This window comes from Streptomyces sp. NPDC127129 (assembly GCF_042671585.1).
Classification (GTDB): domain Bacteria; phylum Actinomycetota; class Actinomycetes; order Streptomycetales; family Streptomycetaceae; genus Streptomyces.
In genome coordinates, this window is sequence record NZ_JBHXTV010000020.1 from 1 (window position 1) to 25186 (window position 25186).

Genomic DNA, 25186 nt, shown 5'->3' on the forward strand with positions numbered 1-25186 from the left:
CCCGTGTTTGGGGTGGTTTTGTTTGTGTTCGTCCCCCCGTTCTTTGGTGGCGCGCCCGCCCGGTCCATGACCGGGCGGCCGCTCTCGTACGTACGTGCCGGGGGCCTAGCGCGAACGCTTCGCGAGGCGCTCGACGTCCAGCAGGATCACGGCGCGGGCCTCCAGGCGGAGCCAGCCGCGCTGGGCGAAGTCCGCGAGGGCCTTGTTCACCGTCTCGCGGGAGGCGCCGACCAGCTGGGCCAGCTCCTCCTGGGTGAGGTCGTGGACGACGTGGATGCCTTCCTCGGACTGCACGCCGAAGCGGCGCGACAGGTCGAGGAGCGCGCGGGCGACACGGCCCGGCACGTCGGAGAAGACCAGGTCGGACATCTGGTCGTTGGTCTTGCGGAGCCGGCGGGCGACCGCGCGCAGCAGGGCGGTGGCCACCTCGGGGCGGGCGTTCAGCCAGGGCTGGAGGTCGCCGTGGCCGAGGCCGAGCAGCTTGACCTCGGTCAGCGCGGTCGCGGTGGCGGTGCGCGGGCCCGGGTCGAAGAGGGACAGCTCGCCGATCAGCTCGCCGGGGCCGAGGACGGCGAGCATGTTCTCGCGGCCGTCGGGGGACGTGCGGTGGAGCTTCACCTTGCCCTCGGTGACCACGTACAGGCGGTCGCCGGGGTCTCCCTCGTGGAAGAGCGCGTCGCCACGGGCGAGCGTCGCTTCACTCATCGAGGCGCGCAGCTCCGCGGCCTGCTCGTCATCGAGCGCCGCGAAGAGCGGGGCGCGCCGCAGAACGTCGTCCACGAGTTCTCTCCTATGTCGACCTGCTCAGGGGACCTTGATCCCATGATGCCGGACGCACAAAACAGTGCGATCAATCACAACAAGTTTGACGTACCGAACCGCCCGTCCGTACGTCAGGGGCCCGATTGGGTCGTGATCGGCCATGCCCAGGGCGGATGTCGGTGGTGGCGCTTAGGCTGGCCGGGTGTCCAACTCGCCGGTGAGAGCGCAGGCCAAGGGGGCTGGAAGAGTGTCGGCCAAGGGTAATTCCGCTGTGGGCGAACAGGGTGCGCCGAAGCGGACAAATGCCACGAAAGACCCTGTGAAGGCCGCCAAGAAGCCTGCAAAGCGGCCCGCGAAACCGTCGGCGGCGAAGCCCGCGAAGCAGTCCGCGGCGAAGGCCGAGAAGTCGTCCGCCGTGAAGGCCGCGAAGGCCTCCGTGGCGAAGGCCGCGAAGCCGTCCACGGCGAAGGCCGGGGCGAAGGCCGCCCCCAGGACCGCTCCGAAGGCCGCGAAGCCGGAGTCCCGGCTCGCGATGGTCCGCCGCGCCCGGAAGATCAACCGCGAGCTGGCCGAGGTCTTTCCGTACGCCCATCCCGAACTGGACTTCCGGAACCCCTTCGAGCTCCTCGTCGCCACGGTCCTCTCCGCCCAGACGACCGACCTGCGGGTCAACCAGACCACCCCCGCGCTGTTCGCGAAGTACCCGACGCCCGAGGACCTGGCAGCCGCCGTCCCCGAGGAGGTCGAGGAGCTGATCCGGCCCACCGGCTTCTTCCGCGCCAAGACCAAGTCGATCATGGGCCTCGCCGCGGCCCTCAGGGACGACTTCGGCGGCGAGGTCCCCGGCCGCCTCGACGACCTGGTCAAGCTGCCCGGCGTGGGCCGCAAGACCGCCTTCGTCGTCCTCGGCAACGCCTACGGCGTACCCGGCATCACCGTCGACACCCACTTCATGCGTCTCGCCCGCCGCTGGAAGTGGACCGAGAGCGACGACCCGGTGAAGATCGAGGCCGAGGTCGCCGAGATCTTCCCCAGGAGCGAGTGGACGATGCTCTCGCACCGCGTGATCTTCCACGGCCGCCGGATCTGCCACGCCCGCAAGCCCGCCTGCGGCGCCTGCCCGATCGCCCCGCTCTGCCCCGCGTACGGGGAGGGCGAGACCGACCCGGAGAAGGCGGCGAAGCTCCTGAAGTACGAGAAGGGCGGCTTCCCGGGCCAGCGCCTCAACCCGCCCCCGGACTACCCCGGCCGTCCGGCCGCCCCCGCTCCCGGTGTGGCCCCGGGGGCCGAATGAGGCGCAGCCCGGGGGAACGAACCCACGCACGTATCGCGTTGTGAATCATCGGGGGTGCCTATGACGCGCACGGAAGAAGAGACCGGGGAGACGACCCACGGCGTGGGGACCGGCGGCCTGCTGAGACGGGACGGCCTGCCCGAGTGGCTCGCCCCCGTCGACCGGGCGGCGCGCACCGTCGCGCCCGAGCAGCTCAGCCGCTTCCTGCCGCCCGCGAACGGCGCCGGGCGCCAGTCCGCCGTTCTCATCCTCTTCGGTGAGGGCGAGCGCGGCCCCGAGCTGCTCCTCATGGAGCGCTCCGGTTCGCTGCGCTCCCACGCCGGACAGCTCTCCTTCCCCGGCGGCGCCCTGGACCCGGAGGACGGCGACCCGGCCGGCGGAGGCCTGCTGCGTGCCGCCCTGCGCGAGGCCGAGGAGGAGACCGGACTCGATCCCTCCGGCGTCCAGCTCTTCGGCGTCCTGCCCCAGCTCTACATCCCGGTCAGCAGCTTCGTGGTGACTCCCGTCCTCGGCTGGTGGCACACCCCCAGCCCGGTCGGGGTCGTCGACCCCGCCGAGACCGCCCGGGTCTTCACCGTCCCCGTGGCGGATCTCACGGACCCCGCCAACCGCGCGACCACCGTCCACCCCAGTGGCCACAAGGGCCCTGGGTTCCTCGTCGCATCCGCTCTGGTCTGGGGTTTTACGGCCGGAGTGATCGACCGGCTCCTCCACTACGCCGGCTGGGAGCAGCCGTGGGACCGGGCCAAGCAGGTCCCGCTCGACTGGCGCTCATGACAGGCTGAACCCCCCGGAGCCCGGGGCGACCGAAGACGAATCTGCGAGGCTATTGACGGTGAACGTGCTGGACATCCTGTTGCTGCTCGCCGCCGTGTGGTTCGCGATCATCGGTTACCGCCAGGGCTTCGTGGTCGGCATCCTGTCGGTCATCGGCTTCCTGGGCGGCGGCCTCGTCGCCGTCCTCCTGCTCCCGGTCGTCTGGGACTGGCTGACGAACCACTCCGAGGTCTCCACCACGGCGACGGTCGTCTTCGTGGTCGTCGTGATCGTCTGCGCCTCCGTCGGCCAGGCCTTCACCACCCACCTCGGGAACAAGCTGCGCCGGCACATCACGTGGTCACCTGCGCGAGCCCTGGACGCCACCGGCGGCGCGCTGGTCAACGTGGTCGCGATGCTCCTCGTGGCCTGGCTGCTCGGCTCGGCCCTCGCCGGGACCTCGATGCCCACGCTCGGCAAGGAGGTCCGCAGCTCCAAGGTGCTGCTCGGTGTCGAGCAGGTGATGCCCGATCAGGCGTCCACCTGGTTCACGAACTTCACCTCGACGCTGGCGCAGAACGGCTTCCCCCAGGTCTTCAGCCCGTTCGCCAACGAGCCCATCACCGAAGTCAGGCCGCCGGACCCGGCGCTCGCCGGAAGCCCGGTCGCCGCCGAGGCCCAGCGCTCGATCGTCAAGGTCGTGGGCACGGCCCCCAGTTGCGGCAAGGTGCTCGAAGGCACCGGCTTCGTCTTCGCCGACCGCCGCGTCATGACCAACGCCCATGTCGTCGGCGGCGTCGACGAGCCGACCGTCCAGATCGGCGGCGAGGGCAAGCTGTACGACGCGAAGGTCGTCCTCTACGACTGGCAGCGCGACATCGCCGTCCTGGACGTGCCCGACCTGGACGTCCGGCCGCTGCAGTTCACCGAGGAGGACGCCCGCAGCGGCGACAGCGCGATCGTCGCGGGCTTCCCCGAGAACGGCTCGTACGACGTCCGCTCGGCGCGCGTCCGGGGCCGTATCAGCGCGAACGGCCCGGACATCTACCACCGCGGCGAGGTGCGCAGGGACGTCTACTCCCTGTACGCGACGGTCCGTCAGGGCAACTCCGGCGGCCCGCTGCTCACCGAGGACGGCAAGGTGTCCGGCGTGATCTTCGCCCGCTCGCTCGACGACAGGAACACCGGCTACGCGCTGACGGTCGACGAGATCCGGGACGACATCGTCCAGGGCCGCGCGGCGACACAGCAGGTCGACAGCCAGGGTTGCGCGCTGTAGGCGGCTGCGCCGCTGTGCGCCGCGGCGGTTGGACGTCTCCGGCCCGGGCGCGTGGCCCGGGGATGCGGTCCGGGGTGCGGTCAGTCCCGGGTGTGCCTGAGCCGGGCCGAGACCCAGCGGGCCCGGCGGCGCAGGATGCGCGGAATGCCGATGTCCTGCCCCGGATGTGAGCGACCCTGTTCCTGCGGGCCGCTCCTCTCGTGTGAGCCCGGCCCAGCGGCCGAGCGGCGGTTGCGTGCCGTGTCACCGTAGTCGTGCGTCCAGCCCATACCCCGACGTCTGCCCGTGGCCCAAGGTCGGTAACCGCCCGGGGGCCCGCCAATTGGAGTATGCGCCGGGCACATGGCCGTTCGTCGAACGGCCGTACGTCACCGATCCGGCTCGGGGTCCTTCAGCCAGTTGATGAGCTCCGTGGAGAACGCCTTCGGGTCCTCCTCGTGAGGGAAGTGCCCGAGACCGTCGAAGAGCCGCCAGCGGTACGGCGCCTCCACGTACTCGCCCGAACCGGCCGCGCTCCGCGTCCGCATCGCCGGGTCCAGCGAACCGTGCAGGTGCAGTGTCGGTACCCGCACAGGGCGCTTCATACGCCGGTTGAACTGGATGCCGTCGGGCCGCGCCATGGACCGCACCATCCAGCGGTACGGCTCGATCGAGCAGTGCGCCGTCGACGGGATGCACATCGCCCGCCGGTACACGGCGAGCGCCTCCTCGTCCGGCAGCCCCGGGCCCGACCAGTCCTCGATCAGCCGGCCGACCAGGGCCGCCTCGTCCGCGACGAGTTGACGCTCCGGCAGCCAGGGACGCTGGAACCCCCATACGTACGAGCCGGCGCGCGACTGGGAGAAGTCGGAGAGCATCGCCGAGCGCCAGCGGCGCGGGTGCGGCATCGAGGAGACCGCGAGGCGGCGCACCAGCTTCGGCCGCATGACGGCCGCGGTCCAGGCGAGGTAGCCGCCCAGTCCGTGGCCGACGAGGGCCGCGTCCGGTTCGCCCAGGGAGCGGACGACGCCGGTGATGTCGAGTGCCAGGTTGGCGGGGTCGTAACCCCGCGGCGTACGGTCGCTGCCGCCCACGCCGCGCAGATCCATCGCCACGGCCCGGAAGCCGGCGTCGGCGAGAGCAGGCAGCTGGTGGCGCCAGGTCCACCAGAACTGCGGGAAGCCGTGCAGCAGCAGGACGAGCGGCCCGTCGCCCATCTCCGCGATGTGGAAGCGCGCGCCGTTGGCGGCCACATCGCGGTGGGTCCAGGGCCCGTCGATCCGTACGGGGCTGCCGACGGGGCCGCTGCCGTTGCTGCTCTCAGGGACGGTCATGTGGACGAGCGTCCCACAGCGGCGACCTTCTCCTGGACCGTGGCCGGCAGAGCCGCCCGTTCGGGGCGGGGGTGCGGCTTGGCGTTCTGCAGGATCGCGGCCGTCTGCTTGGCCGAGTTGATGGACTTCTCCGGCGGCTTGACCTTCTTGAACTTGGCGTACGCGAGCAGCCCGAGCAGCCCTGCGAGCAGCACGTTCGCCGCGAAGGAGAGCAGGAAGCACCAGGCGAGGTTCCAGCCGCCCTCGCCGTTGTGGCCACCGGTCCAGGTGTTGATGCCGTAGGCCAGCGCGAAGCTCAGCATGGGCAGCGAGAAGAGGAGCACCGTGGCGGCGGCCGTGCCGGCCGCGCCGCCGATGGCGCCCCGCTTGACGTCCTGGCGGATCTCGGCCTTCGCCAGGGCGATCTCGTCGTGCACCAGCGCGGACATCTCGGCGGTCGCCGAGGCGACCAGCTGACCGAGGCTGCGCTCGGCTCCGTTGACCGGGTCGCTCATCGCTGCTCCCTCTTCTCTTCTCAGGTCCGACCTCAGATCATGCCGGACTGTCGCCGTCATCGCTCGATGCCCCCGCCAGTCGGGCGCGCTCGCGGTGCTCCGCGGCCTTCCTCTCGTAGATCGCGGCCATCCTCAGGTGGTACCCCGGATCGTCCTCCTCATAGATGTCGGGGATGCCGTCCTGGTCCTCGTCGCGCTCCTCGTCGGCCAGCAGGGCCTGGTACTTCCGTACCCGCAGCTTGAGCAGGACCGTCGCGAGCACGGCGGCGGTGAGCGAACCGATGAGGACGGCCGCCTTGACCTGTGTGGTCAGTTCGTCGTCGCCCTCGAAGGCGAGCTCGCCGATGAGGAGGGAGACGGTGAAGCCGATGCCGGCGAGGGAGGCGACGGCGAAGACGTCGGGCCAGGACAGGTCGCTGTTGAGCTCCGCCTTGGTGAAGCGGGCGGCGAGCCAGGTGCCGCCGAAGATGCCGACGGCCTTGCCGACGACGAGGCCGAGGACCACACCGAGTGTGACCGGGTTGGTGAAGACGTCCACGAAGGACTTCCCGCTGATGTTCACGCCCGCCGAGAACAGTGCGAACAGGGGCACGGCCAGACCGGCGGAGAGCGGCCTGACCAGGTGCTCGATGTGCTCGCCGGGGGACTGCTCCTCGCCTTCCCGCCTGGTGCAGCGCAGCATCAGGCCCATGGCGACACCGGCGATCGTGGCGTGCACGCCGCTGTTGTACATCAGGCCCCAGATGACCAGGGCGAGCGGGACGTAGACGTACCAGCCGCGCACGTCCTTGCGCAGCAGCAGCCAGAAGACGGCGAGACCGGCGAACGCGCCGCCGAGGGCGGCGAAGTCGAGGTCGCTTGTGAAGAAGACCGCGATGATCAGGATCGCGAAGAGGTCGTCGACGACGGCGAGCGTGAGCAGGAACGCGCGGAGCGCGGACGGCAGCGAGGTGCCGATCACGGCGAGGACCGCGAGCGCGAAGGCGATGTCCGTGGCGGTGGGCACGGCCCAGCCGTCCATCGAGCCGTCGCCGACGAGGTTCGTCAGGGCGTAGACGAGGGCCGGTACGGCCATGCCGCAGAGGGCGGCGACGACGGGGAGGGCGGCGGCCTTGGGATCGCGCAGCTCGCCCGCGACCAGCTCACGCTTGAGCTCGATGCCCGCGACGAAGAAGAAGACCGCGAGGAGGCCGTCGGCCGCCCAGTGCTGGATCGAGAGGTCCAGGCCGAGGGCGGCGGGGCCGATGTGGAAGTCGGACACCGTCTCGTAGCTCGCACTGACGGGGGAGTTCGCCCAGATCAGCGCGGTGACCGCGGCCAGGAGGAGGAGCACGCCACCGACGGTCTCGGCGCGCAGCGCCTCGGCGACGTACCGCCGCTCGGGCCAGGAGAGGCGGCCGAGGAACTTGCGGCCGGTGGGGGTGGGTGCGGGCGCGGGCACGGGCGGCGACCTCCGGTCGGTTGGGCAGCACAAAGCACATGCCGACCAGACTTCCCGGCGCACCTAGGTGTTTCTGTCGCGTCTCTGACGCGATCTTTACTTTACCTAACGAGCGAGGGCTGTGTCCGGCGATCTTCACTTTAGGGACAGAACCGCCCTCCGGCCCGTTGTGGAGACCGGGGTGCACACGCGACCGCCCGCCCCGGGAGACCCGGGACGGGCGGTGTGCGGCGAGGTGGCCGGCGGCCGCAGGACAAGGCCCGTGGCCAAGGCCCGTGGCCAAGGCCTGAGGCGTGGGCGGCTTGTGGCTCAGTCCTCGCTGGACGCGCTCGGGAGCTTCGTCTGGATGAGGTCCATGACGGAGGAGTCGGTCAGCGTCGTCACGTCGCCGAGCTCCCGGTTCTCCGCCACGTCGCGCAGCAGTCGCCGCATGATCTTGCCGGAACGGGTCTTGGGCAGCTCCGCCACCGGCAGGATCCGCTTCGGCTTGGCGATCGGGCCGAGCGTCGTGCCGACGTGGTTGCGCAGCTCCGCGACGAGCCCCTCGTCCTCGCTCGCCGAACCGCGCAGGATCACGAACGCGACGATCGCCTGGCCGGTCGTCTCGTCGGCGGCGCCGACCACCGCCGCCTCGGCGACGGACGGGTGCGAGACGAGCGCCGACTCGACCTCGGTGGTGGAGATGTTGTGACCCGAGACGAGCATGACGTCGTCGACCCGGCCGAGCAGCCAGATGTCGCCGTCCTCGTCCTTCTTCGCCCCGTCGCCGGCGAAGTACTTGCCCTCGAAGCGGGACCAGTACGTGTCGAGGAAGCGCTGGTCGTCACCCCAGATGGTGCGCAGCATCGACGGCCACGGCTCGGTGAGGACCAGATAGCCGCCGCCTCCGTTCGGGACCTCGTTCGCGTCGTCGTCGACGACGGTGGCGGAGATGCCGGGCAGCGGGCGCTGGGCCGAGCCCGGCTTGGTCTCGGTGACGCCCGGCAGCGGGGAGATCATCATCGCGCCGGTCTCGGTCTGCCACCAGGTGTCCACGATCGGGGTCCTGCCGGCGCCGATGTGCTCGCGGTACCAGACCCAGGCCTCGGGGTTGATGGGCTCGCCGACCGAGCCCAGCACGCGCAGGCTCGACAGATCGAACTTCGCGGGGATGTCGTCGCCCCACTTCATGAACGTACGGATCGCTGTGGGCGCCGTGTAGAGGATCGTGACGCCGTACTTCTGGATGATCTCCCAGAAGCGGCCCTGGTGCGGGGTGTCCGGGGTGCCCTCGTACATGACCTGCGTCGCGCCGTTGGCCAGCGGACCGTACGTGATGTACGAGTGCCCGGTCACCCAGCCGATGTCGGCGGTGCACCAGTAGACGTCGGTCTCCGGCTTGAGGTCGAAGACGGCGTGGTGGGTGTACGCCGCCTGGGTGAGGTAGCCGCCGGAGGTGTGCAGGATGCCCTTGGGCTTACCCGTCGTGCCGGAGGTGTAGAGGATGAAGAGCGGGTGCTCGGCCTCGAACGCCTCGGGGGTGTGCTCGGCGGACTGGCGGGCGACGACGTCGTGCCACCAGACGTCGCGGCCCTCGGTCCACTCCACGTCCTGGCCGGTGCGACGGACGACGAGGACGTTGCCCACCTTGTCGGTGCGGGTGAGGGCCTCGTCCACGGCGGGCTTGAGGGCGCTCGGCTTGCCGCGGCGGTAGCCGCCGTCGGCGGTGATGACGAGCTTGGCGTCGGCGTCCTCGACGCGGGTGGCGATGGCGTCGGCGGAGAAGCCGCCGAAGACCACGGAGTGCGCGGCGCCGATGCGGGCGCAGGCCAGCATCGAGACGACGGCCTCGGGGATCATCGGGAGGTAGATCGCGACCCGGTCGCCCTTGGTGACGCCCAGCTCGGTCAGGGCGTTGGCCGCCTTGGAGACCTCGTCCTTGAGCTCGGCGTAGGTGATGGCCCGGCTGTCGCCCGGCTCGCCCTCGAAGTGGATCGCGACCCGGTCGCCGTTGCCCGCCTCGACGTGGCGGTCGACGCAGTTGTACGCCACGTTGAGCGTGCCGTCGGCGAACCACTTGGCGAACGGCGGGTTCGACCAGTCGAGGGTCTCCGTCGGCGCGGTGGCCCAGGTGAGCCGCTTCGCCTGCTCGGCCCAGAAGCCAAGCCTGTCCTCCGCGGCCTGCTCGTACGCCTCCGCCGTCACGTTGGCGTGCGCGGCCAGCTCGGCCGGCGGCGCGAACCGCCGCTCTTCCTTCAAGAGGTTGGCCAGGCTTTCGTTGCTCACGACATCTCCCTTTCCCAGGGCGTCCTATGTGCCTATGTGTCCCGCGTCATAGCTCATCAGTCAGATGCCCGGGTGACAAGAGTCTCCAGGAAATTGGTTTAGACCTATGAGGTGGCGGGCGTGCGGTGGCCCCTCCTTCCCGAGCGGTGGGAAGAAGGGGCCACCCAGTCTCACGGACGTGAGGGAGGGAAGGTTCAGGACGCGCGCGCCCGCGTCCGATTCTTGATCATCGTCGGCGCGAGGCGGTCCCCGGCTGTCGCGATCCGGCTGCCGCCCTCGGCGGGCGCGTCGGCCGACGGAGCTGCGGACGGGGCTGCCGGCGGGGCGGTGGACGGAGCGGTGGACGGAGCGGTGGACGGGGCGGCCAGGGCGTCGGCGAGCGAACCCGAGAGTGCGCCGGACAGCACATCGACGGGTGCGCCGGTTCGCGCGCCGGCCGGCCCGCCGCGGCTCCCGGTCGCGTCGGCCCGGTCGTCGGCCGACACGATGGACGGCGGGACCAGGTCGAAGACATCGTCGTAGCGATGCTGCTCGTCCGGGCCGGCCAGCAGATACGCCTGCGCCTCGCCGACGTGGAAGTACATCCCGTGGAGCGTCAGCGTGCCCTCGGCGAGGCGCCGCGCCACCGACTCGTACGCCCGCAGGTGCTCCAGCTGCTGGACCACGTTGGTCAGGCAGAGCTGCTCGACCGCGTCGGCCGGCAGCCGGCCCGAGATCCGGGCCCAGGTGTGTCGGCGGCTGCCCATCCGCTCCAGGCTGGGCCGGCCGTGGCGCAGCCAGCGCCGCAGCGGGCTCTGCGGGGCGTCCGCTCCGGGTGTGCTGTTCAGCAGGGCCTGCATCGCACCGCAGCCGGAGTGTCCGCAGACGGTGATCGACTGGACGCGCAGGACCTCCACCGCGTACTCGATCGCCGCGGCGACCGAGTCGTCCCCGCTCTCCTCTCCGGGCAGCGGAACGAGATTGCCCACGTTCCGTACGGTGAAGAGGTCGCCGGGCCCGCTGGAGGTGATCATGCTCGTGACCAGCCGGGAGTCGGCGCAGGTGAGGAAGAGCTGCGAGGGGCGCTGGCCCTCGCGGGCGAGGCGCGCGAGTTCGTCCCGTACGAGAGGCGCCGTGTTGCGCTGGAACTTGCCGATGCCGCTCGCCAGCTGATGGCCGGTCGGCCGACGGGTCTCGTCGGCGGCGTGGGCCTCGCCGCAATGGTGGTTGCGCCAGGCGGTCCAGGGGCGGCAGCAGGCGTGGGACGCGGAGTCCGGTTCGGTGATCCGGGCGCCTGCGGGGCCGGTGATCTCCACCTCGCCGCCGTGCCGGAGACAGCTTGCCTGCCAGTCGCGCAACGTCTCGTACGCCGCGTGGTCCATGAAGGACCCGTCCAACTCGACGACCACATGAGCTCCCGGGGGAAGTTGGTGCAGGGCCCGGCTGAGCCGGGGTACGGCGAGGAAGGTCAACTGTCCGCGGACGCGGACCAGGTGGCGGCCGTCGCGCTCCGCGCGGGTGATGCGGGTCTTGGCGAGGCGGTGCATCGCGACGGCGACGGCCACCGCGATCCCGAGCGCGACGCCCTCGAGGATGCCGACCAGCACGACACCGCTCAGCGTCACCGCGTAGACGAGGATCTCGCGGTGCCGTGTGACGGTGCGGATGTGGGTGATGCTCACCATCTGGATGCCGACCACCATCACGAGGGCGGCGAGCGCGGGCAGCGGGATCAGGTCGAGCACCGGGACGAAGAGGAGTGCCGCCAGCACGATCCACAGTCCGTGCAGCATCGTGGAGTTGCGGCTGACGGCGCCCGCGGAGACATTGGCGACGCTGCGCACCGCGACGCCGGCCACCGGCAGCCCGCCGAGCGCGCCGGAGACGACGTTGGCCGCCCCCTGGCCCGCGAGTTCGCGGTCGAGACGTGAGCGGGGCACGGTGGGCCCCTGGCCGCCGCTGCCTCCGTTGTCGGCGCGGGCCGCCACGAGCTTGTCGACGGCGACGGCGGAGAGCAGCGACTGCACGCTGGTGACGAGCGTGATGGTGAGGACGCCGGCCGCGATGCCGAGCACCGGTCCCTCCGGCAGTCCGGGCAGGGCGTGGCTGCTCCAGGAGGGCAGATCGACGCGGGGGACGGCGAGCCCCGCGAACGCGGCGAGCGCCGTCGCCGCGGCCACGGCGACGAGCGCCCCCGGGAGCTTCCGTACGAACCGTCCCGCGCGCCCGGGCAGCCGGGGCCAGATCAGCAGGACGGCGACGGTGAGGGCGCTGATGGAGAGTGCGGCCGGATGGTGGGCGGCCAATTGGGCGGGCAGTCCGAGGACGTTGTCCAGGGTGGACATCTGCGGCGTGCCGCCGAGCACGATGTGGAGCTGGGCGACGGCGATGGTCACGCCGATGCCGGCGAGCATGCCGTGCACGATCGCGGGGGAGACCGCGAGCGCGGAGCGGGCCACCCGCAGCGCGGCGAGGCCGAGCTGGGCGAGGCCGGCGAGGACGGTGATGGCGCAGGTGGTGCGCCAGCCGTAGAGCTGGATCAGCTCGGCGGTGACCACGGTGAGGCCGGCGGCGGGGCCGCTGACCTGGAGTGGCGCGCCGCCGATGCGGCCGGCGACGAGGCCGCCGACGGCGGCGGCGACCAGTCCGGCCTGGAGCGGCGCTCCGGTGGCGAGCGCGATGCCCAGGGAGAGGGGCAGTGCGATCAGGAATACGGAGATCGAGGCCGACAGGTCGGCGGCCGCGATGGGGAGGCGGCGGCGACCGGGGGCGTCCGGCGGGCTGTGGGGCCGCTGGGTGTCGGGCCGGTTCGTGGTGCGGTCGGGCGGGGGACAGAGGGCCATGTTTCCCGTCTCCTCCGGGGCAGCGCGGGCGCGGCTGGGTCACGGCGTGCAGTGGCGGGATGGCCGAGCGAATATCAACGCTCGGTAAATGGATCGTAATGGAGAGTAAAGACTGCGGCATTATTTTCGGGGCAAACAGGGCAATGTTTCACCGGTTGGGGTGACAGGGGCGGCCCGTTCCGCTTGTCGTTTCATCATTCCGGCGTCCGTGGTGCGAGGTTGACGCCGCTCGCAGCCGTACGGAATCCGAGGAGAGGTGGGCGCATGTCAGCCGCCGGGAGAAGGACCACTGTCCGCAGAAGGGCACTTGCCGCCAGTGCCCTCGCCGTCGCCCTGATCACCGGGCTCGCAGGATGCTCGGAGTCCGGGAAGCCGCCCAGGCCCCAGGGCGCCGAGGGGGCGAAGAAGCCCGTCGCGGCCCCGCCGAACGCGGTGCGCCTGATCGGCGACGGCTCCACCGCCTTCACCGGCGCCCAGCCCCGCCAGCCGGTCTGGCAGAAGCTGAAGCCGGGTGAGAAGCCCCCGCAGTTCGTGGTGTTCTCCTGGGACGGAGCGGGGGAGGACAGTCAGAAGCTCTTCTCCCACTTCCGCAAGGTCGGCCAGAAGTACGACGCGACGATGACGTACTTCCTCAGCGGCGTGTACCTGCTTCCCGAGGAGAAGCGGAAGCTCTACGACCCGCCGCAGCACAACGCCGGCAGCTCGGACATCGGCTTCAACGACACCGAGGGCATCCGTGCCACCGTCCGGGAGCTGCGCGGCGCCTGGCAGGAGGGCAACGAGGTCGGCACGCACTTCAACGGCCACTTCTGCGGGCCGGAGAGCGGTGTCGGCAGGTGGTCGGTCGAGGACTGGAAGAGCGAGATCCGCCAGGCCAAGTCCTTCGTGAAGAACTGGAAGACGAACGCCGGCCTCGCCGCCGAGGAGCCGCTCCCCTTCGACTACGACAAGGAGCTGGTCGGCGCCCGCACGCCGTGCCTGGAGGGCCGCGAGAACTTCGTGAAGGCCGCGTCCGAGCTGGGCTTCCGCTACGACACCAGCGGCGTCAACGACCAGATCTGGCCCGAGAAGGAACACGGTCTGTGGGACCTGTCGATGCATCTGGTGCCGGTGCCCGGCCGCCAGTTCCAGACGCTCTCCATGGACTACAACTTCATGGTCAACCAGTCGGGTGGCAAGACGCAGGGCGACCCGAACATGCACGAGTACTGGGGCGACCAGATGCGTGACGGCCTGGTGCAGGCCTTCAACCGCTCGTACCACGGCAACCGGGCGCCGGTGATCATCGGCAACCACTTCGAGTCCTGGAACGGCGGCACGTACATGCGCGCCGTCGAGGAGACCATCGCCACGGTCTGCGTGCAGAAGGACGTGAAGTGCGTGTCCTTCCGGCAGCTCGCGGACTGGCTGGACGCCCAGGACCCGACGGTGGTCGCGAAGATGCGGACCCTGAAGGTCGGCGAGGCCCCGAAGGGCGGCTGGACGACCTTCCTGGCCGCCCCGCAGCCCCTCACGCAGCCCCAGTCGGCCGTGAAGAAGCCCGCCGCCGCGCGGGACTGACGGGCGCCTGCGGCGGGTTGTCGTCGCGCCGTCCGCCGGGGCGTCGCCGTCCGCCGGGGCGTCGCCGTCAGCTGGGCTGGGGCACCGGCAGGGCCTCGCCGAGGACGAAGCCGGGGTCGATCTGCGCCGCCAGGTCGACCCCGGTCTTGGCGTTGCCCCAGCTCTCCGCGTTCCTCAGGTGGAAGTGGACCATCTGGCGCGTGTACCGCTCCCAGTCGCGGTGCGCGTACGAGTCGTCCGCCGCGTTCTGGAGCGCCTGGAGCGCCATCCGGTTGTCCACCTCGAGCAGCTCGAAGCGGGCCGGACGGCCCTTCTCCATGCCCCGGACCCAGTCCGAATGGCCCACCGTCACCAGCAGGTCGTCGCCCACTTCGTCGGTCAGGAAGTCCATGTCGTCCTGGCCCTGCACCTTGTTGCCGATGACCTTCAGGACGACGCCGAAGTCCCGCGCGTACTCCTTGTACTGGCGGTAGACCGAGACACCCTTACGAGTCGGCTCGGCGACCAGGAACGTCACGTCGAAGCGGGTGAACATCCCCGAGGCGAAGGAGTCCGAGCCCGCCGTCATGTCGACGACCACGTACTCGTCCGCCCCGTCGGCCAGGTGGTTCAGGCACAGCTCCACGGCCCCCACCTTGGAGTGGTAGCAGGCCACCCCGAGGTCCGACTCCGTGAACGGGCCCGTCGCCATCAGCCGGATGTCGCCGTCGTCGAGGCGCACGGTCCGTGCGCACGCCTCGTAGACGGGGTTGTCCTCGCGGACCCGGAGCAGCTGCGAGCCCTCGCCGGGCGGAGTCGTCTTGATCATCGAGGCGGCGGAGGCGATCCGCGGGTTCGAGCCGCGCAGGTACTCCTTGATCAGTGGCAGATGCGCGCCCATCGCGGGCAGCCTCGCCGCCTCGATCTCGTCGAGCCCGAGCGCGGCCCCGAGATGCTGGTTGATGTCGGCGTCCACCGCGAGGACGGGGGCTTCGTTGGCGGCGAGATGGCGGATGAAGAGCGAGGACAGCGTGGTCTTCCCGCTGCCGCCCTTCCCTACGAAAGCGATCTTCATGTTCACGAAGCGTAGCGCCACGATCGCGCCCAGTGGTCGAGGTCCGTGAAGAAGACCACTCCAACGTGGGGTGGGCGCCGTGGGCGCGTAGCCTCGCTACCTATGAGTACGAACGCCTCTGACCCCCTGGCCGCCCTCGGCTCCCTGCCGGGCGTCGCCGACTCGGTGGACTCCGTACGCAAGGCCGTCGACCGGGTCTACGGCCACCGCGTGATGCGGCGCCGCAGCAACGAGATCACCTCCGAGGCCGCCCTGCGCGGGGCGCGCGGCTCGGCCGCGCTATCCGGCGCCGACTGGGCCCTGGAGGAGGTCCGCCGGCGCACCGACTTCGGCGGCGACGCCGAGGCGCGGACCGTGGGCGCGGCCCTGCGGCTGGGCGCCGAGGCCGGCCAACTGCTCTCCATCTGGCGCCAGTCGCCGCTGCGGGTGCTCGCCCGGCTGCATCTGGTGGCGGTCGGCGACGCGGCGCTCGCCGCGGCGCGGGGTGAGGCGGGCGAGGCCGGCGACTCGGTCGGCAGGCCCCGGCAGGCCGGCGAGCCGGTCGACGAGCCGCTGATCGAGGCGCCGCTGCCGGACCCGGCGGAAGTCGCGGGACGGCTCGACGGGCTCTCGGAGCTGATCATCGCGGGAGGTTCGGCCCCGGCGCTCGTGACGGCGGCCGTGGTCCACGGCGAACTGCTGGCGCTCCGTCCGTTCACCTCGTACAACGGGCTGATCGCCCGCGCCGCCGAGCGGATCGTGCTGATCGGCAGCGGTCTGGACCCCAAGTCGATCTGCCCGGCCGAGGTCGGCCATGCGGAGCAGGGCCGGGCGGCGTACGTCGCCGCCTTCGAGGGCTATCTCTCGGGGACTCCGGAGGGCATGGCGGCGTGGATCGCCCACTGCGGCCGGGCCGTGGAGCTGGGTGTGCGCGAGTCGACCGCCGTCTGTGAGGCGCTCCAGCGCGGCGCTGCCTGAGGGCGCGGCCCCTGGGGGGCGTGACGGGCGGGCGTGACGGGCGTGAAGGCCCCTTGAACAGGGTTGCGGCGGTACCAGTCCTGGTACCGCCGCTGGCACGTCTGCCGAGTTACCAAGCGTCCTCGATATGTGCCCATCAAGCGGGGAACTTTGCCCATCGCCTGGTGCGGCTGGCCCGTAATCGACGGGTCGACGTCGCGTGGGTGCTCAGTTTCTGTGCGTGGTCCGTGGGGCCTTCTTGCTCAACAGGTGATCCTCTCGGATGTCCTAGGTCTCGCGGGCCTGATTCCTTTCTACTCCTGTCGGATGGGAAGCGAAAGTCCTGGCTCCACTTCTTTACTTTCGCCTCAAATCCGGGCAAAGCGATCGGCAAGAGCGGAGTTGCGCCGACGATTGGCGTACCAGACCAGTCCGGCGGTCGCGGCTGCCGCGCCCACGGCGGCGACGGCCAGGAGCGCGGGTCGCGGCGGCATCCGGAACCCCGGCAGCCGCTGCTTGAGGCGGACCGGCTTCTCGAAGAGCAGGATCGGCCAGTCCCGGGCGGTGGCCTCGCGGCGCAGCGCGCGGTCGGGGTTGACCGCGTAGGGGTGGCCGACGGACTCCAGCATCGGCACGTCGGTCGCCGAGTCGCTGTACGCGTAACAGCGCGAGAGGTCGTAGCCCTCCGACTCCGCGAGCTCCCGCACCGCCTCCGCCTTGGTGGGCCCATAGGCGTAGTACTCCACCTCGCCGGTGAAGCAGCCGTCGTCGCCGACGACCATCCGGGTCGCGACGACCCGGTCGGCGCCGAGCATCTCGCCGATCGGCTCCACGACCTCGGCTCCCGACGTCGAGACGATCACGACGTCACGGCCGGCGGCATGGTGCTCCTCGATGAGGGAGGCCGCCTCGTCGTAGATGATCGGGTCGATCAGCTCGTGCAGGGTCTCGGCGACCAACTCCTTGACCTGCGAGACGTTCCATCCTTTGCAGAGCGCGGAAAGATATTCGCGCATCCGCTCCATCTGGTCGTGGTCGGCACCGCCCACGAGGAACACGAACTGGATGTACGCCGTCCGCAGGACGGCGCGGCGGTTGATCAGTCCGCCTTGGTAGAAGGACTTGCTGAAGGTCAGCGTCGAGGACTTCGCAATGACCGTCTTGTCCAGGTCAAAGAAGGCGGCTGTGCGCGGCATCGAGTGGTTTTCCACGAGCCGAGCATAGGTGCCCGCCATTCGGCGTACGCTGGGGCGTGTGGGTTTGCCTGAGAAGGCTCTCGGGTACACCATGGAAGTCACGGATCGTTCGCGACCGTGCTAACCCGGTCCGGCTCCTCCCCCCCGAGTCGGCCGGAGAGACGACCCCCGCTCTCCCCCCCGGCGGGGGTCGTCGCATGTCCGGACGCGTTTTCGTCCCGCGGACCCTCATGTCTCCCCCTCTCGTCGGCCGTTCGGCCGCGACGGCGTGACGCCCTCGTTTCGTCACTCAGAGTAGCGGTCGGGATGCTCTCCGGGTATCGCCGGTATGGGGCACAGGGATATTCACAACGGCCGAGTTATCCACAGTTTTCGAGCAAGATCCACAAGATTTCCGGGATGGCGCCACGGTGATTCCGACCGCGAACTCCGCGGGTGGAAGGAATCGGTGATCTCGGCTGCGCGACCGGCGTGGGCGGGGATCGCCGGGACAGGGGGCGTGTGCTGTGGCGGGAACCATGACATTCGGAACGGCGAGGACATCGGGGGGTGCGCGGACTCCCCGCTCCGCCCCGGCCGGAGACGGGCGGGGAGGAGCGGCCGGCGGTGCCGGACGAGGGAGCGGGCCGCTGATCGTGACCGAGGACCTCGCGCTCCTCGACGACCTGCTGCGGCTCTGCGCCGCGGCGGGGGCGGAGCCCGAGGTGCACCACACCGTGCCGGAGCATCGCGCGAGCTGGGCCGAGGCGCCGCTCGTTCTGGTCGGCGACGACGCCGCGGCCCGCTGCCGCGGCGCGACGCGCAGGCCGGGGGTGATCCTCGTCGGGCGGGACCACGGCGGGCTCACCGATTCCCTCGCGGGCCCCGACCCGGACGTGTGGCGGCACGCCGTCGACCTCGGCGCCGACTGCGTCCTGCGGCTGCCCGACGCCGAAGGCTGGCTCGTCGACCGGATCGCCGACGCCGCCGAAGGCGCGGGACAGCAGGCGCTGACCGTCGGCGTCATCGGCGGACGCGGCGGCGCCGGGGCGTCCACCCTGGCCTGCGCCCTCGCACTGGCGGGAGCCAGGACCGGACGGCGCACCCTGCTTGTGGACGGCGACCCGCTCGGCGGCGGGCTCGACGTCCTGCTCGGCGGGGAGCGTGCCGAGGGCAGGCGGTGGCCCGACTTCGTCGCCTCCAAGGGCCGGGTCGCAGGCGGCGCACTGGAGGAGTCGCTGCCGTCGGTGCGCGGGCTGCGCGTGCTGAGCTGGGACCGTGGGGACTCGGTCCTCGTGCCGGCCGAGGCCATGCGCTCCGTGCTCGCGGCGGCGCGCAGGCGCGGGGGCATCGTCGTCGTGGACCTGCCCCGCCGGGTCGACGCGGCGGTCGGCGAGGCCCTGGCACAGCTGGACCTCGGGCTCCTCGTCGTCCCCGGCGAACTGCGGGCCGTCGCGGCCGCCCACCGGGTCGCCACACTTGCCGGCGCGGTGCTGCGCGACCTGCGGGCCGTGGTGCGCGGGCCCTACGCGCCGGGTCTCGACGACCGATGGATCGCGGACACCCTCGGGCTGCCGCTCGCCGGAGAACTACCGCACGACCCCGGCCTCCTGGCCGCGCTCGACAGCGGGGCGCCGCCGGGCGACGAGCCGCGCGGACCGCTCGGCCGGTTCTGCACGGCGTTCTGGGAGCGTGCCCTGACCGCGGAGGTGGCCTCGTGACCGCGGCCGGGCCGGCCCAGGGCGGCGCGGCCCTCCTGGAGGCGGTACGGCAGCGGCTCGCCGAGAGCGGGGCCGAGCCCACGCCCGCGCGGGTCGCGGCGGCGCTGCGGGCCCAGGGGCGGCTGCTGGGCGACACGGAAGTGCTGGGCGCGGCCGAGGCGTTGCGCTGCGAGCTGATCGGGAGCGGCCCGCTGGAACCACTGCTGGCCGACCCCGCCGTCACCGATGTGCTGGTCTCGGCCCCCGACCGGGTCTGGGTCGACCGAGGCGCCGGTCTCGAACTCACCCCGGTCCGCTTCGCGGACGCTCCGGCCGTGCGCCGGCTGGCGCAGCGGCTCGCGGCGGTCGCCGGCCGCCGTCTGGACGACGCCCGGCCCTGGGTGGACGCCCGGCTCCCGGACGGGACCCGGATGCACGCCGTCCTGCCGCCGGTGGCGGTCGGTTCGACCTGCCTGTCGCTGCGGGTGGTGCGCCCGCGGGCCTTCTCCCTGGGCGAGTTGACCGAGGCGGGCACCGTCCCTCCCGGCGGGGAGCGGATCCTGCGTGCCCTGATCGAGGCCCGGGTCTCGTATCTGATCTCCGGTGGCACGGGTTCGGGAAAGACGACACTCCTGTCCACGCTGCTCGGACTCGTCGGTGAGCGTGAGCGGATCGTCCTCGCCGAGGACTCGGCCGAGCTGAGGCCCGACCATCCGCACGTGGTGCGCCTGGAGGCCCGGCCTGCGAACCAGGAGGGCGCGGGCCTGGTGACCCTGCGGGACCTGGTCCGCCAGGCCCTGCGGATGCGGCCCGACCGGCTGGTGGTCGGCGAGGTGCGGGGCGCGGAGGCCGTCGACCTCCTGGCAGCCCTCAACACGGGCCACGAAGGAGGCTCGGGAACGGTCCATGCCAACACGGCGGCGGACGTGCCGGCCCGCCTCGAAGCCCTCGGGACGGCTGCCGGTCTCGACCGGGCCGCGCTGCACAGCCAGTTGGGGGCCGGCCTCTCGGCCGTACTGCATCTGGTCAGGGACCGGACCGGCCGCAGGCGGATCGCCGAGATCCATGTCCTGGAGCGGAACCGGGAGGGGCTGGTGGTGACCGTGCCCGCGCTGCGCCGGGGAGCGGCCGGGTTCGAGCGCGAACGCGGCTGGGAGCGGCTGCGGTCGCTGATCGGGGGCGGGTCGTGAGGGGCGGGCAGTGGGCGCTGGCCCAGGGCGCGGCGGTGCTCTGCGCGGGAGCCGCGGCCTGGCGGCTGGCCGAGCGGGAGCGAGGCCTTCGCCGGGCGCGGGTGGTTCTCGCGGGCGTCGGGGCGCTGGGCGGTGCGGGGGTGCCGGGGTGGGCGGGTCCGTCGTGGCGGGCGGTCCGCGAGCGCTGGCGGGGAGTCGTGCGTGGCCGGCGGGCCTGGCTCTGTCTGCCGGTGGCGGCGGTGCTCGCCGTCCTCGGGCAGTCACCACTGCCGCTGGCCGCGGGGGCGCTCGCGGTGCCCCTGGCAGGACGGCGACTGCGGGCGAGGGACCTCCGCAGGGAGCGGGAGGCCCGGTCGGACGCGGTGGTGGCCCTCTGCGGCGCGGTCGCGGCCGAGTTGAGAGCCGGCCGACAGCCCGCGCGGGCGCTGCTCTTCGGACTCGGAGCGACGGAGGCGCTCGGGCCGGAGGAGGAAGCCGAGGTGGTCGCCGCCGCCCGGTTCGGCGGGGATGTGGCGCAGGCGTTGCGGAGCGCGGCGCGGCAGGACGGCGCGGACGGGCTGGCCGGTCTCGCGGCCTGCTGGCAGGTCGCCGTCGACGGCGGAGCGGGACTGGCCGCGGGCCTCGACCGGCTGGAGGCGGCGTTGCGGGAACACCGCGACCAGCGGGAGCGACTGCGGGCCCAACTGGCCGGGGCCTGGGCGACGGTGGCCGTCCTGGCTGTGCTGCCCGCGGTGGGGATCCTGCTCGGTACGGCGCTGGGCGCCCGCCCGCTGTACGTGCTGTTCCACACGCCGGTGGGGCTCGGGTGTCTGACCGTCGGCACGGCTCTGGAGACGGCAGGCCTGTGGTGGGCCGCGCGCATCGTCCGAGGAGGGGAGCGGGTGTGACCGGGGTGGCGGGTCTCCCGGGGGAGTTCGTCCACAGGCCGGGGGTGGCGGTGGCGGTCGTCGCCCTCGCCGCCTGCGCGGTCTGGACGGTGACCGACCGGCGGCGTGAACGGCGGATCCGGAAGCGGCTCATGAACCTGGTGGGGACCCGGGTGCTGGGTGAGCGACGGCGGGGAGGCGGCCTTCCGCCCTGGCTCCGGACGTGGGCCGTGCCCCTTGCGGCGGCTGCCGGTGGCTGGGCGCTGATCGGAGGGGCGGCCGGAGTCCTCGCGGGCATCGCGGCGGGCTGGGGCGCCTGGCGGTGGAGCACACGGCGCGCTCCGGCGGCCGGGGGCGAGGAGGAGGCGGCACGTCAACTGCCGCTCGCAGCCGATCTGCTGGCGGCCTGCGCGTCCGCCGGAGCCGGGCCCGGTGAGGCCGCCGAGGCGGTCGGGCGGTCGCTGGGCGGACCGGTCGGCGAACGGCTGACCCGGACCGCGGCCGAGCTGCGCATGGGCGGCGAACCGGCCGACGTGTGGCGGAGGTTCGGCGCGATTCCGGGTGCGGAGGGCCTGGCCCGCTGTCTTGAGCGGGCCGGTTCCTCCGGGGCGCCCGCCGCCGAGGCCGTCTCCCGACACGCGGGCGACCTGCGGGCGGACCGCGCCAGGAAGGCGTCGGCCCGGGCGCAGCGGGCCCAGGTGCTGATCACCGCCCCCGTGGGGCTCTGTTTCCTGCCCGCCTTCCTGGCGGTGGGAGTGGCCCCGGTGGTGATCGGCCTGGCGACCGGGCTGCTCCGCAGCTGACCGCACGGCGTGAACGGCGACGACGCGGACGAACACGGACCGAGAACGAACCGAGAACGAGCCGAGACGAACACGGCGACAACACATGGGGGTTGGCATGAAGAGGGTGAGCGAGTGGTGGCGGGCCCGGCGGGCGGCCCGGAGCGATGCGGGAATGACCACGTCGGAGTACGCGATGGGCACCATCGCGGCGGCGGGCTTCGCGACCGTGCTGTACAAGATCGTGACCAGCGGATCGGTCTCCGGCGCGCTGGAGTCCGTGATCGGCAAGGCGCTCGATGCGCCGTTCTGACGACCGGGGTGCCGTGACCGTGGAGGCCGCGATGGCCCTCCCCGCGCTGGTGGTGTTCACCATGGCCCTGGTCTGGGCGCTCGGCGCCGCGGCCGCGCAGATCCAGTGCGTGGACGCGGCGCGGGCGGGCGCGCGGGCGGTGGCGAGGGCGGAGCCGGTGGCCGGCGCCGAGGCCGCCGCCCGGGCCGCCGCGCCCGAGGGGGCTCGGGTCTCGGTCACCCGGTCGGACGAGCTGTGGCGGGTGACGGTGGAGGCGCCGGCTCCCGGGCCCGGCGGGATGGGGCTCACGCTGCGCGCCGGGGCGGCGGCGCTCGCCGAGGACACGGTGGGGGTGACGCCGCCGTGAGTCGGGCGGGGACGGGCGGGCCGTCGGCCTCGGTGCGGGGCGACCGGGGGATGGCGACGGTCTGGACGGCCTTCGCGGCCTGTGTCCTGTGCGTGGTGTTCGGGGCGGTCCTGGCGCTGGGACAGGCCGTGGCGGCCCGGCACCGGGCGGGAGGGGCCGCGGACCTGGCGGCGCTCGCCGCCGCCGACAGGGCCCTGTGGGGCGAGGAGGCCGCGTGCGCGGCGGCGGTCCGGGTGGCCGGGGCCCAGGGCGCCTCGGTGGTGCGCTGCTCGGTGCGGGGCGACGTCGCGGACGTGACGGCGGCGGTGCGCCTTGGGCCCTACGCCCCGGCGGTCAGGGCGCGGGCGGGGCCTCCGCAGGCTCTGCCGGGGCTTCCCGCAGCAGTTCCGTGAGCAGGCGTACGGCGCCGCGCTTGTGCAGCGGGTCGTTGCCGTTGCCGCACTTGGGGGACTGGATGCAGGACGGGCAGCCCGCCTCGCACTCGCAGGAGGCGATCGCCTCTCGGGTCGCCGTCAGCCAGGCGCGGGCCGTGTGGAAGGCCCGCTCGGCGAAGCCCGCGCCACCCGGATGGCCGTCGTAGACGAAGACGGTGGGCAGCAGGGTGTCGGGGTGGAGCGGCACGGACACGCCGCCGATGTCCCAGCGGTCGCAGGTGGCGAAGAGCGGCAGCATGCCGATGGAGGCGTGTTCGGCGGCGTGCAGGGCCCCGCCGAGGATCTCCGGGTTGATCCTGGCGGCGTCCAGCTGGTCCTCGGTGACCGTCCACCACACGGCCCGGGTGCGCAGGGTGCGGGGCGGCAGGTCGAGCTTGGTCTCACCGAGCACCTCGCCGGTGATCAGACGGCGGCGCAGGAAGGAGACGACCTGGTTGGTGACCTCGACGGAGCCGTAGCAGAGGCGGCCGGCGCCCCAGGGGATCTCGGTGTCGGTTTCGAGGACGGAGATGGCGGTGGTGTCCCGGGCGGTGGTGGAGTACGGCGGGGCGGCCTCCTCGACCAGGGCCACGGAGTCCTTCAGGTCGAGGGTCTTCACCAGGTACGTACGGCCCTGGTGGAGGTGGACGGCGCCCTCGTGGACGGCGGTGTGCGAGGCGGCCTCGTCGACCGTGCCGAGGAGGCGGCCGGTGGCGGCCTCCACGATCTGGACGGGGCTCCCGCCCCCGCCCCGGATGTCGGTCAGGTCGGCGGCCCGCTCACGCCGGGTCCAGTACCAGCCGGTGGAGCGCTTCCGGAGCAGTCCGGCGTCCTCCAGCTGGGTGAGCAGGCCGGGGACGGCCGGGCCGAAGAGGGCCAGGTCGGCGTCGGTCAGGGGCAGCTCGGCCGCCGCGGCACACAGATGGGGGGCGAGGACGTAGGGGTTGTCGGGGTCCAGGACGGTCGACTCGACCGGCTGCCGGAACAGCGCCTCGGGGTGGTGGACGAGGAAGGTGTCCAGCGGGTCGTCGCGGGCGACGAGGATCGCGAGGGCACCCTCGCCCGAGCGGCCGGCGCGGCCCGCCTGCTGCCACAGGGAGGCCCGGGTGCCCGGATACCCGGCGATCACCACGGCGTCCAGGCCGGAGACGTCCACGCCCAGCTCCAGGGCCGTGGTGGCGGCCAGGCCGAGGAGCTCGCCCGAGTGCAGGGCGCGCTCCAGGGCCCGGCGCTCCTCGGGCAGGTAGCCGCCCCGGTAGGCGGCGACCCGGCGGGCCAGGGAGCGGTCGACCTCGGCCAGCCGTTCCTGGGCGATCACCGAGATCAGCTCGGCGCCGCGCCGGGAGCGGACGAAGGCGACCGAGCGGACGCCCTGGACGGTCAGGTCGGTCAGCAGGTCGGCGGTCTCCGCGGTGGCCGTCCGGCGCACCGGAGCGCCCTGCTCGCCGTGGAGCTCGGTGAGCGGCGGCTCCCAGAGGGCGAAGACCAGCTCGCCGCGCGGGGAGGCGTCGTCGGAGACCTCCGAGACCGGCAGGCCGGTCAGCCGGCCCGCGGCCAGGGCGGGCTCGGCGGAGGTGGCGGAGGCGAGCAGGAAGACGGGGTCCGCGCCGTACCGGGCGCAGACACGCCGAAGGCGGCGCAGCACCTGGGCGACATGCGAGCCGAAGACGCCCCGGTAGGTGTGGCACTCGTCGATCACGACATAGCGCAGGGAGCGCAGGAAGGAGGACCACCTGGGGTGGGACGGGAGGATGCCCCGGTGCAGCATGTCGGGGTTGGTCAGCACGTAGTTCGCGTACTGGCGGACCCACTCGCGCTCCTCGACCGGCGTGTCGCCGTCGTAGACGGCGGGCCGGATCCGGTTGCCGAGCGGGGCCGCCAGCTCACGGACCGCACGGCGCTGGTCGGCCGCGAGGGCCTTCGTGGGCGCCAGGTACAGCGCGGTGGCCCCTCGGCCGTTCGCGGCCTCGGAGCCGTCCAGGAGCGTGGTCAGGACGGGGGCGAGATAGGCCAGCGACTTGCCCGAGGCGGTGCCCGTCGCGATCACCACGGATTCGCCGTCCAGGGCGCGCTCGGCGGCTTCCGCCTGGTGGGTCCAGGGGTGCTCGATGCCTGCCGCCTGGATCGCGCTGATCACTTCTGTTCGGATGCGATGCGGCCAGACTGCATGCCGGCCCTCCCGGGCGGGCAAGTGCTCCGTATGAGTGATGCGCGCGGCCCGGCTCTCGCCCGAGGAGAGCCGGTCGAGGACCATGCCGGGAGAGGGGCGGTTGCCCGTCTCCCCGGCCGGACGACTGGGGCGGTGATTCTTGGCCATCGGCACCGAGTGTGTCACTGGCGTGACGGACAATGCTCCCAAGCCGTCGTGCATGGCTGCTGGTAAGTGATTGAATGCCATCGCGGCTGGCGATCCGTCCCCCGACTC

The 25186-nt window shown here is 72.4% G+C and carries 22 protein-coding genes; 12 read left to right on the top strand and 10 right to left on the bottom strand.

Going from position 1 to position 25186, the window contains the following annotated elements:
- Positions 1-105: 105 nt before the first annotated feature.
- Entirely contained in the window at positions 106-780 is a 675-nt protein-coding gene (locus tag ACFVGW_RS30975; RefSeq protein WP_015034542.1) for a Crp/Fnr family transcriptional regulator, read from the bottom strand.
- Between the two features lie 184 nt (positions 781-964).
- On the opposite strand from ACFVGW_RS30975, the gene nth reads away from it, so the two are divergent.
- From nth to ACFVGW_RS30990, 3 genes are read left to right on the top strand one after another with little or no spacing between them, the layout of a single operon-like run.
- The gene (nth, locus tag ACFVGW_RS30980) at positions 965-2056 is read left to right on the top strand and encodes an endonuclease III (RefSeq protein ID WP_385854262.1); all 1092 of its coding nucleotides are present in this window, start codon (positions 965-967) and stop codon (positions 2054-2056) included.
- Positions 2057-2116: 60 nt separating this feature from the next.
- Positions 2117-2833, top strand: coding sequence for an NUDIX hydrolase (locus ACFVGW_RS30985; RefSeq protein ID WP_385854263.1), 717 nt, complete (start codon positions 2117-2119; stop codon positions 2831-2833).
- 58 nt (positions 2834-2891) lie between these two features.
- Positions 2892-4091 carry a MarP family serine protease gene (locus ACFVGW_RS30990; RefSeq protein ID WP_352187682.1) on the top strand — a complete coding sequence of 400 codons (1200 nt, stop codon included), beginning with the start codon at positions 2892-2894 and terminating at the stop codon, positions 4089-4091.
- Positions 4092-4171: 80 nt separating this feature from the next.
- On the opposite strand, the gene ACFVGW_RS30995 is transcribed toward ACFVGW_RS30990, so the two are convergent.
- From ACFVGW_RS30995 to ACFVGW_RS31020, 6 genes are all read right to left on the bottom strand, one after another.
- On the bottom strand, positions 4172-4360 hold the full coding sequence (locus ACFVGW_RS30995) for a hypothetical protein (protein ID WP_352187683.1): 189 nt from the start codon (positions 4358-4360) through the stop codon (positions 4172-4174).
- Between the two features lie 99 nt (positions 4361-4459).
- Complete coding sequence (locus ACFVGW_RS31000; RefSeq protein WP_383222356.1) at positions 4460-5404, bottom strand: alpha/beta fold hydrolase; 945 nt, start codon at positions 5402-5404, stop codon at positions 4460-4462.
- On the bottom strand, positions 5401-5898 hold the full coding sequence (locus ACFVGW_RS31005; protein WP_352187685.1) for a phage holin family protein: 498 nt from the start codon (positions 5896-5898) through the stop codon (positions 5401-5403). Before ACFVGW_RS31005 ends, ACFVGW_RS31000 begins: the two co-directional genes overlap by 4 nt.
- 37 nt (positions 5899-5935) lie before the next feature.
- A complete protein-coding gene (gene nhaA, locus ACFVGW_RS31010; protein WP_385854264.1) occupies positions 5936-7339 on the bottom strand; it encodes a Na+/H+ antiporter NhaA in 1404 nt (467 codons plus the stop codon).
- Between the two features lie 309 nt (positions 7340-7648).
- On the bottom strand, positions 7649-9604 hold the full coding sequence (gene acs, locus ACFVGW_RS31015; protein ID WP_385854265.1) for an acetate--CoA ligase: 1956 nt from the start codon (positions 9602-9604) through the stop codon (positions 7649-7651).
- 194 nt (positions 9605-9798) lie between these two features.
- Positions 9799-12426, bottom strand: coding sequence for a bifunctional SulP family inorganic anion transporter/carbonic anhydrase (locus ACFVGW_RS31020; protein WP_385854266.1), 2628 nt, complete (start codon positions 12424-12426; stop codon positions 9799-9801).
- Between the two features lie 264 nt (positions 12427-12690).
- Between ACFVGW_RS31020 and ACFVGW_RS31025 the strand changes: the two genes are divergently transcribed.
- Complete coding sequence (locus ACFVGW_RS31025) at positions 12691-13986, top strand: hypothetical protein (protein WP_385854267.1); 1296 nt, start codon at positions 12691-12693, stop codon at positions 13984-13986.
- Positions 13987-14053: 67 nt separating this feature from the next.
- Here the strand turns inward: ACFVGW_RS31025 and ACFVGW_RS31030 are convergent, their stop codons facing one another.
- Entirely contained in the window at positions 14054-15040 is a 987-nt protein-coding gene (locus ACFVGW_RS31030; protein WP_385854268.1) for an ATP-binding protein, read from the bottom strand.
- A gap of 102 nt (positions 15041-15142) precedes the next feature.
- Here ACFVGW_RS31030 and ACFVGW_RS31035 point away from each other — a divergent pair, with 102 nt between their 5' ends.
- Entirely contained in the window at positions 15143-15997 is an 855-nt protein-coding gene (locus tag ACFVGW_RS31035; protein ID WP_383289238.1) for an oxidoreductase, read from the top strand.
- A 347-nt stretch (positions 15998-16344) separates the two neighbouring features.
- Here the strand turns inward: ACFVGW_RS31035 and ACFVGW_RS31040 are convergent, their stop codons facing one another.
- Positions 16345-17211, bottom strand: coding sequence for an HAD-IB family hydrolase (locus ACFVGW_RS31040; protein WP_352187692.1), 867 nt, complete (start codon positions 17209-17211; stop codon positions 16345-16347).
- A gap of 479 nt (positions 17212-17690) precedes the next feature.
- Between ACFVGW_RS31040 and ssd the strand changes: the two genes are divergently transcribed.
- The 7 genes from ssd (at position 17691) to ACFVGW_RS31075 (ending at position 22740) form a co-directional block, all read left to right on the top strand.
- Entirely contained in the window at positions 17691-18872 is a 1182-nt protein-coding gene (gene ssd / locus ACFVGW_RS31045) for a septum site-determining protein Ssd (protein ID WP_385854269.1), read from the top strand.
- Positions 18869-20041: a TadA family conjugal transfer-associated ATPase gene (locus ACFVGW_RS31050; RefSeq protein ID WP_385854270.1), complete on the top strand. Its 1173-nt coding sequence runs from the start codon at positions 18869-18871 to the stop codon at positions 20039-20041. The genes ssd and ACFVGW_RS31050 overlap by 4 nt, the downstream gene beginning before the upstream one ends.
- Positions 20038-20928, top strand: a complete 891-nt coding sequence (locus tag ACFVGW_RS31055; RefSeq protein WP_385854271.1) for a type II secretion system F family protein — start codon at positions 20038-20040, stop codon at positions 20926-20928. Before ACFVGW_RS31050 ends, ACFVGW_RS31055 begins: the two co-directional genes overlap by 4 nt.
- Positions 20929-20933: 5 nt before the next feature.
- Positions 20934-21710 (top strand): type II secretion system F family protein, encoded by a 777-nt coding sequence (locus ACFVGW_RS31060; RefSeq protein ID WP_385854355.1) that lies wholly within the window; start codon positions 20934-20936, stop codon positions 21708-21710.
- Between the two features lie 85 nt (positions 21711-21795).
- Positions 21796-22002 carry a DUF4244 domain-containing protein gene (locus tag ACFVGW_RS31065; RefSeq protein WP_385854272.1) on the top strand — a complete coding sequence of 69 codons (207 nt, stop codon included), beginning with the start codon at positions 21796-21798 and terminating at the stop codon, positions 22000-22002.
- Complete coding sequence (locus ACFVGW_RS31070) at positions 21989-22348, top strand: TadE family type IV pilus minor pilin (protein ID WP_383222329.1); 360 nt, start codon at positions 21989-21991, stop codon at positions 22346-22348. Before ACFVGW_RS31065 ends, ACFVGW_RS31070 begins: the two co-directional genes overlap by 14 nt.
- Positions 22345-22740 carry an Rv3654c family TadE-like protein gene (locus tag ACFVGW_RS31075; RefSeq protein WP_385854273.1) on the top strand — a complete coding sequence of 132 codons (396 nt, stop codon included), beginning with the start codon at positions 22345-22347 and terminating at the stop codon, positions 22738-22740. Before ACFVGW_RS31070 ends, ACFVGW_RS31075 begins: the two co-directional genes overlap by 4 nt.
- Here ACFVGW_RS31075 and ACFVGW_RS31080 read toward each other — a convergent pair.
- The gene (locus tag ACFVGW_RS31080; RefSeq protein WP_385854274.1) at positions 22682-25159 is read right to left on the bottom strand and encodes a DEAD/DEAH box helicase; all 2478 of its coding nucleotides are present in this window, start codon (positions 25157-25159) and stop codon (positions 22682-22684) included. The two genes, ACFVGW_RS31075 and ACFVGW_RS31080, sit on opposite strands and share 59 nt — an antisense overlap.
- Between the last annotated feature and the right edge of the window lie 27 nt (positions 25160-25186).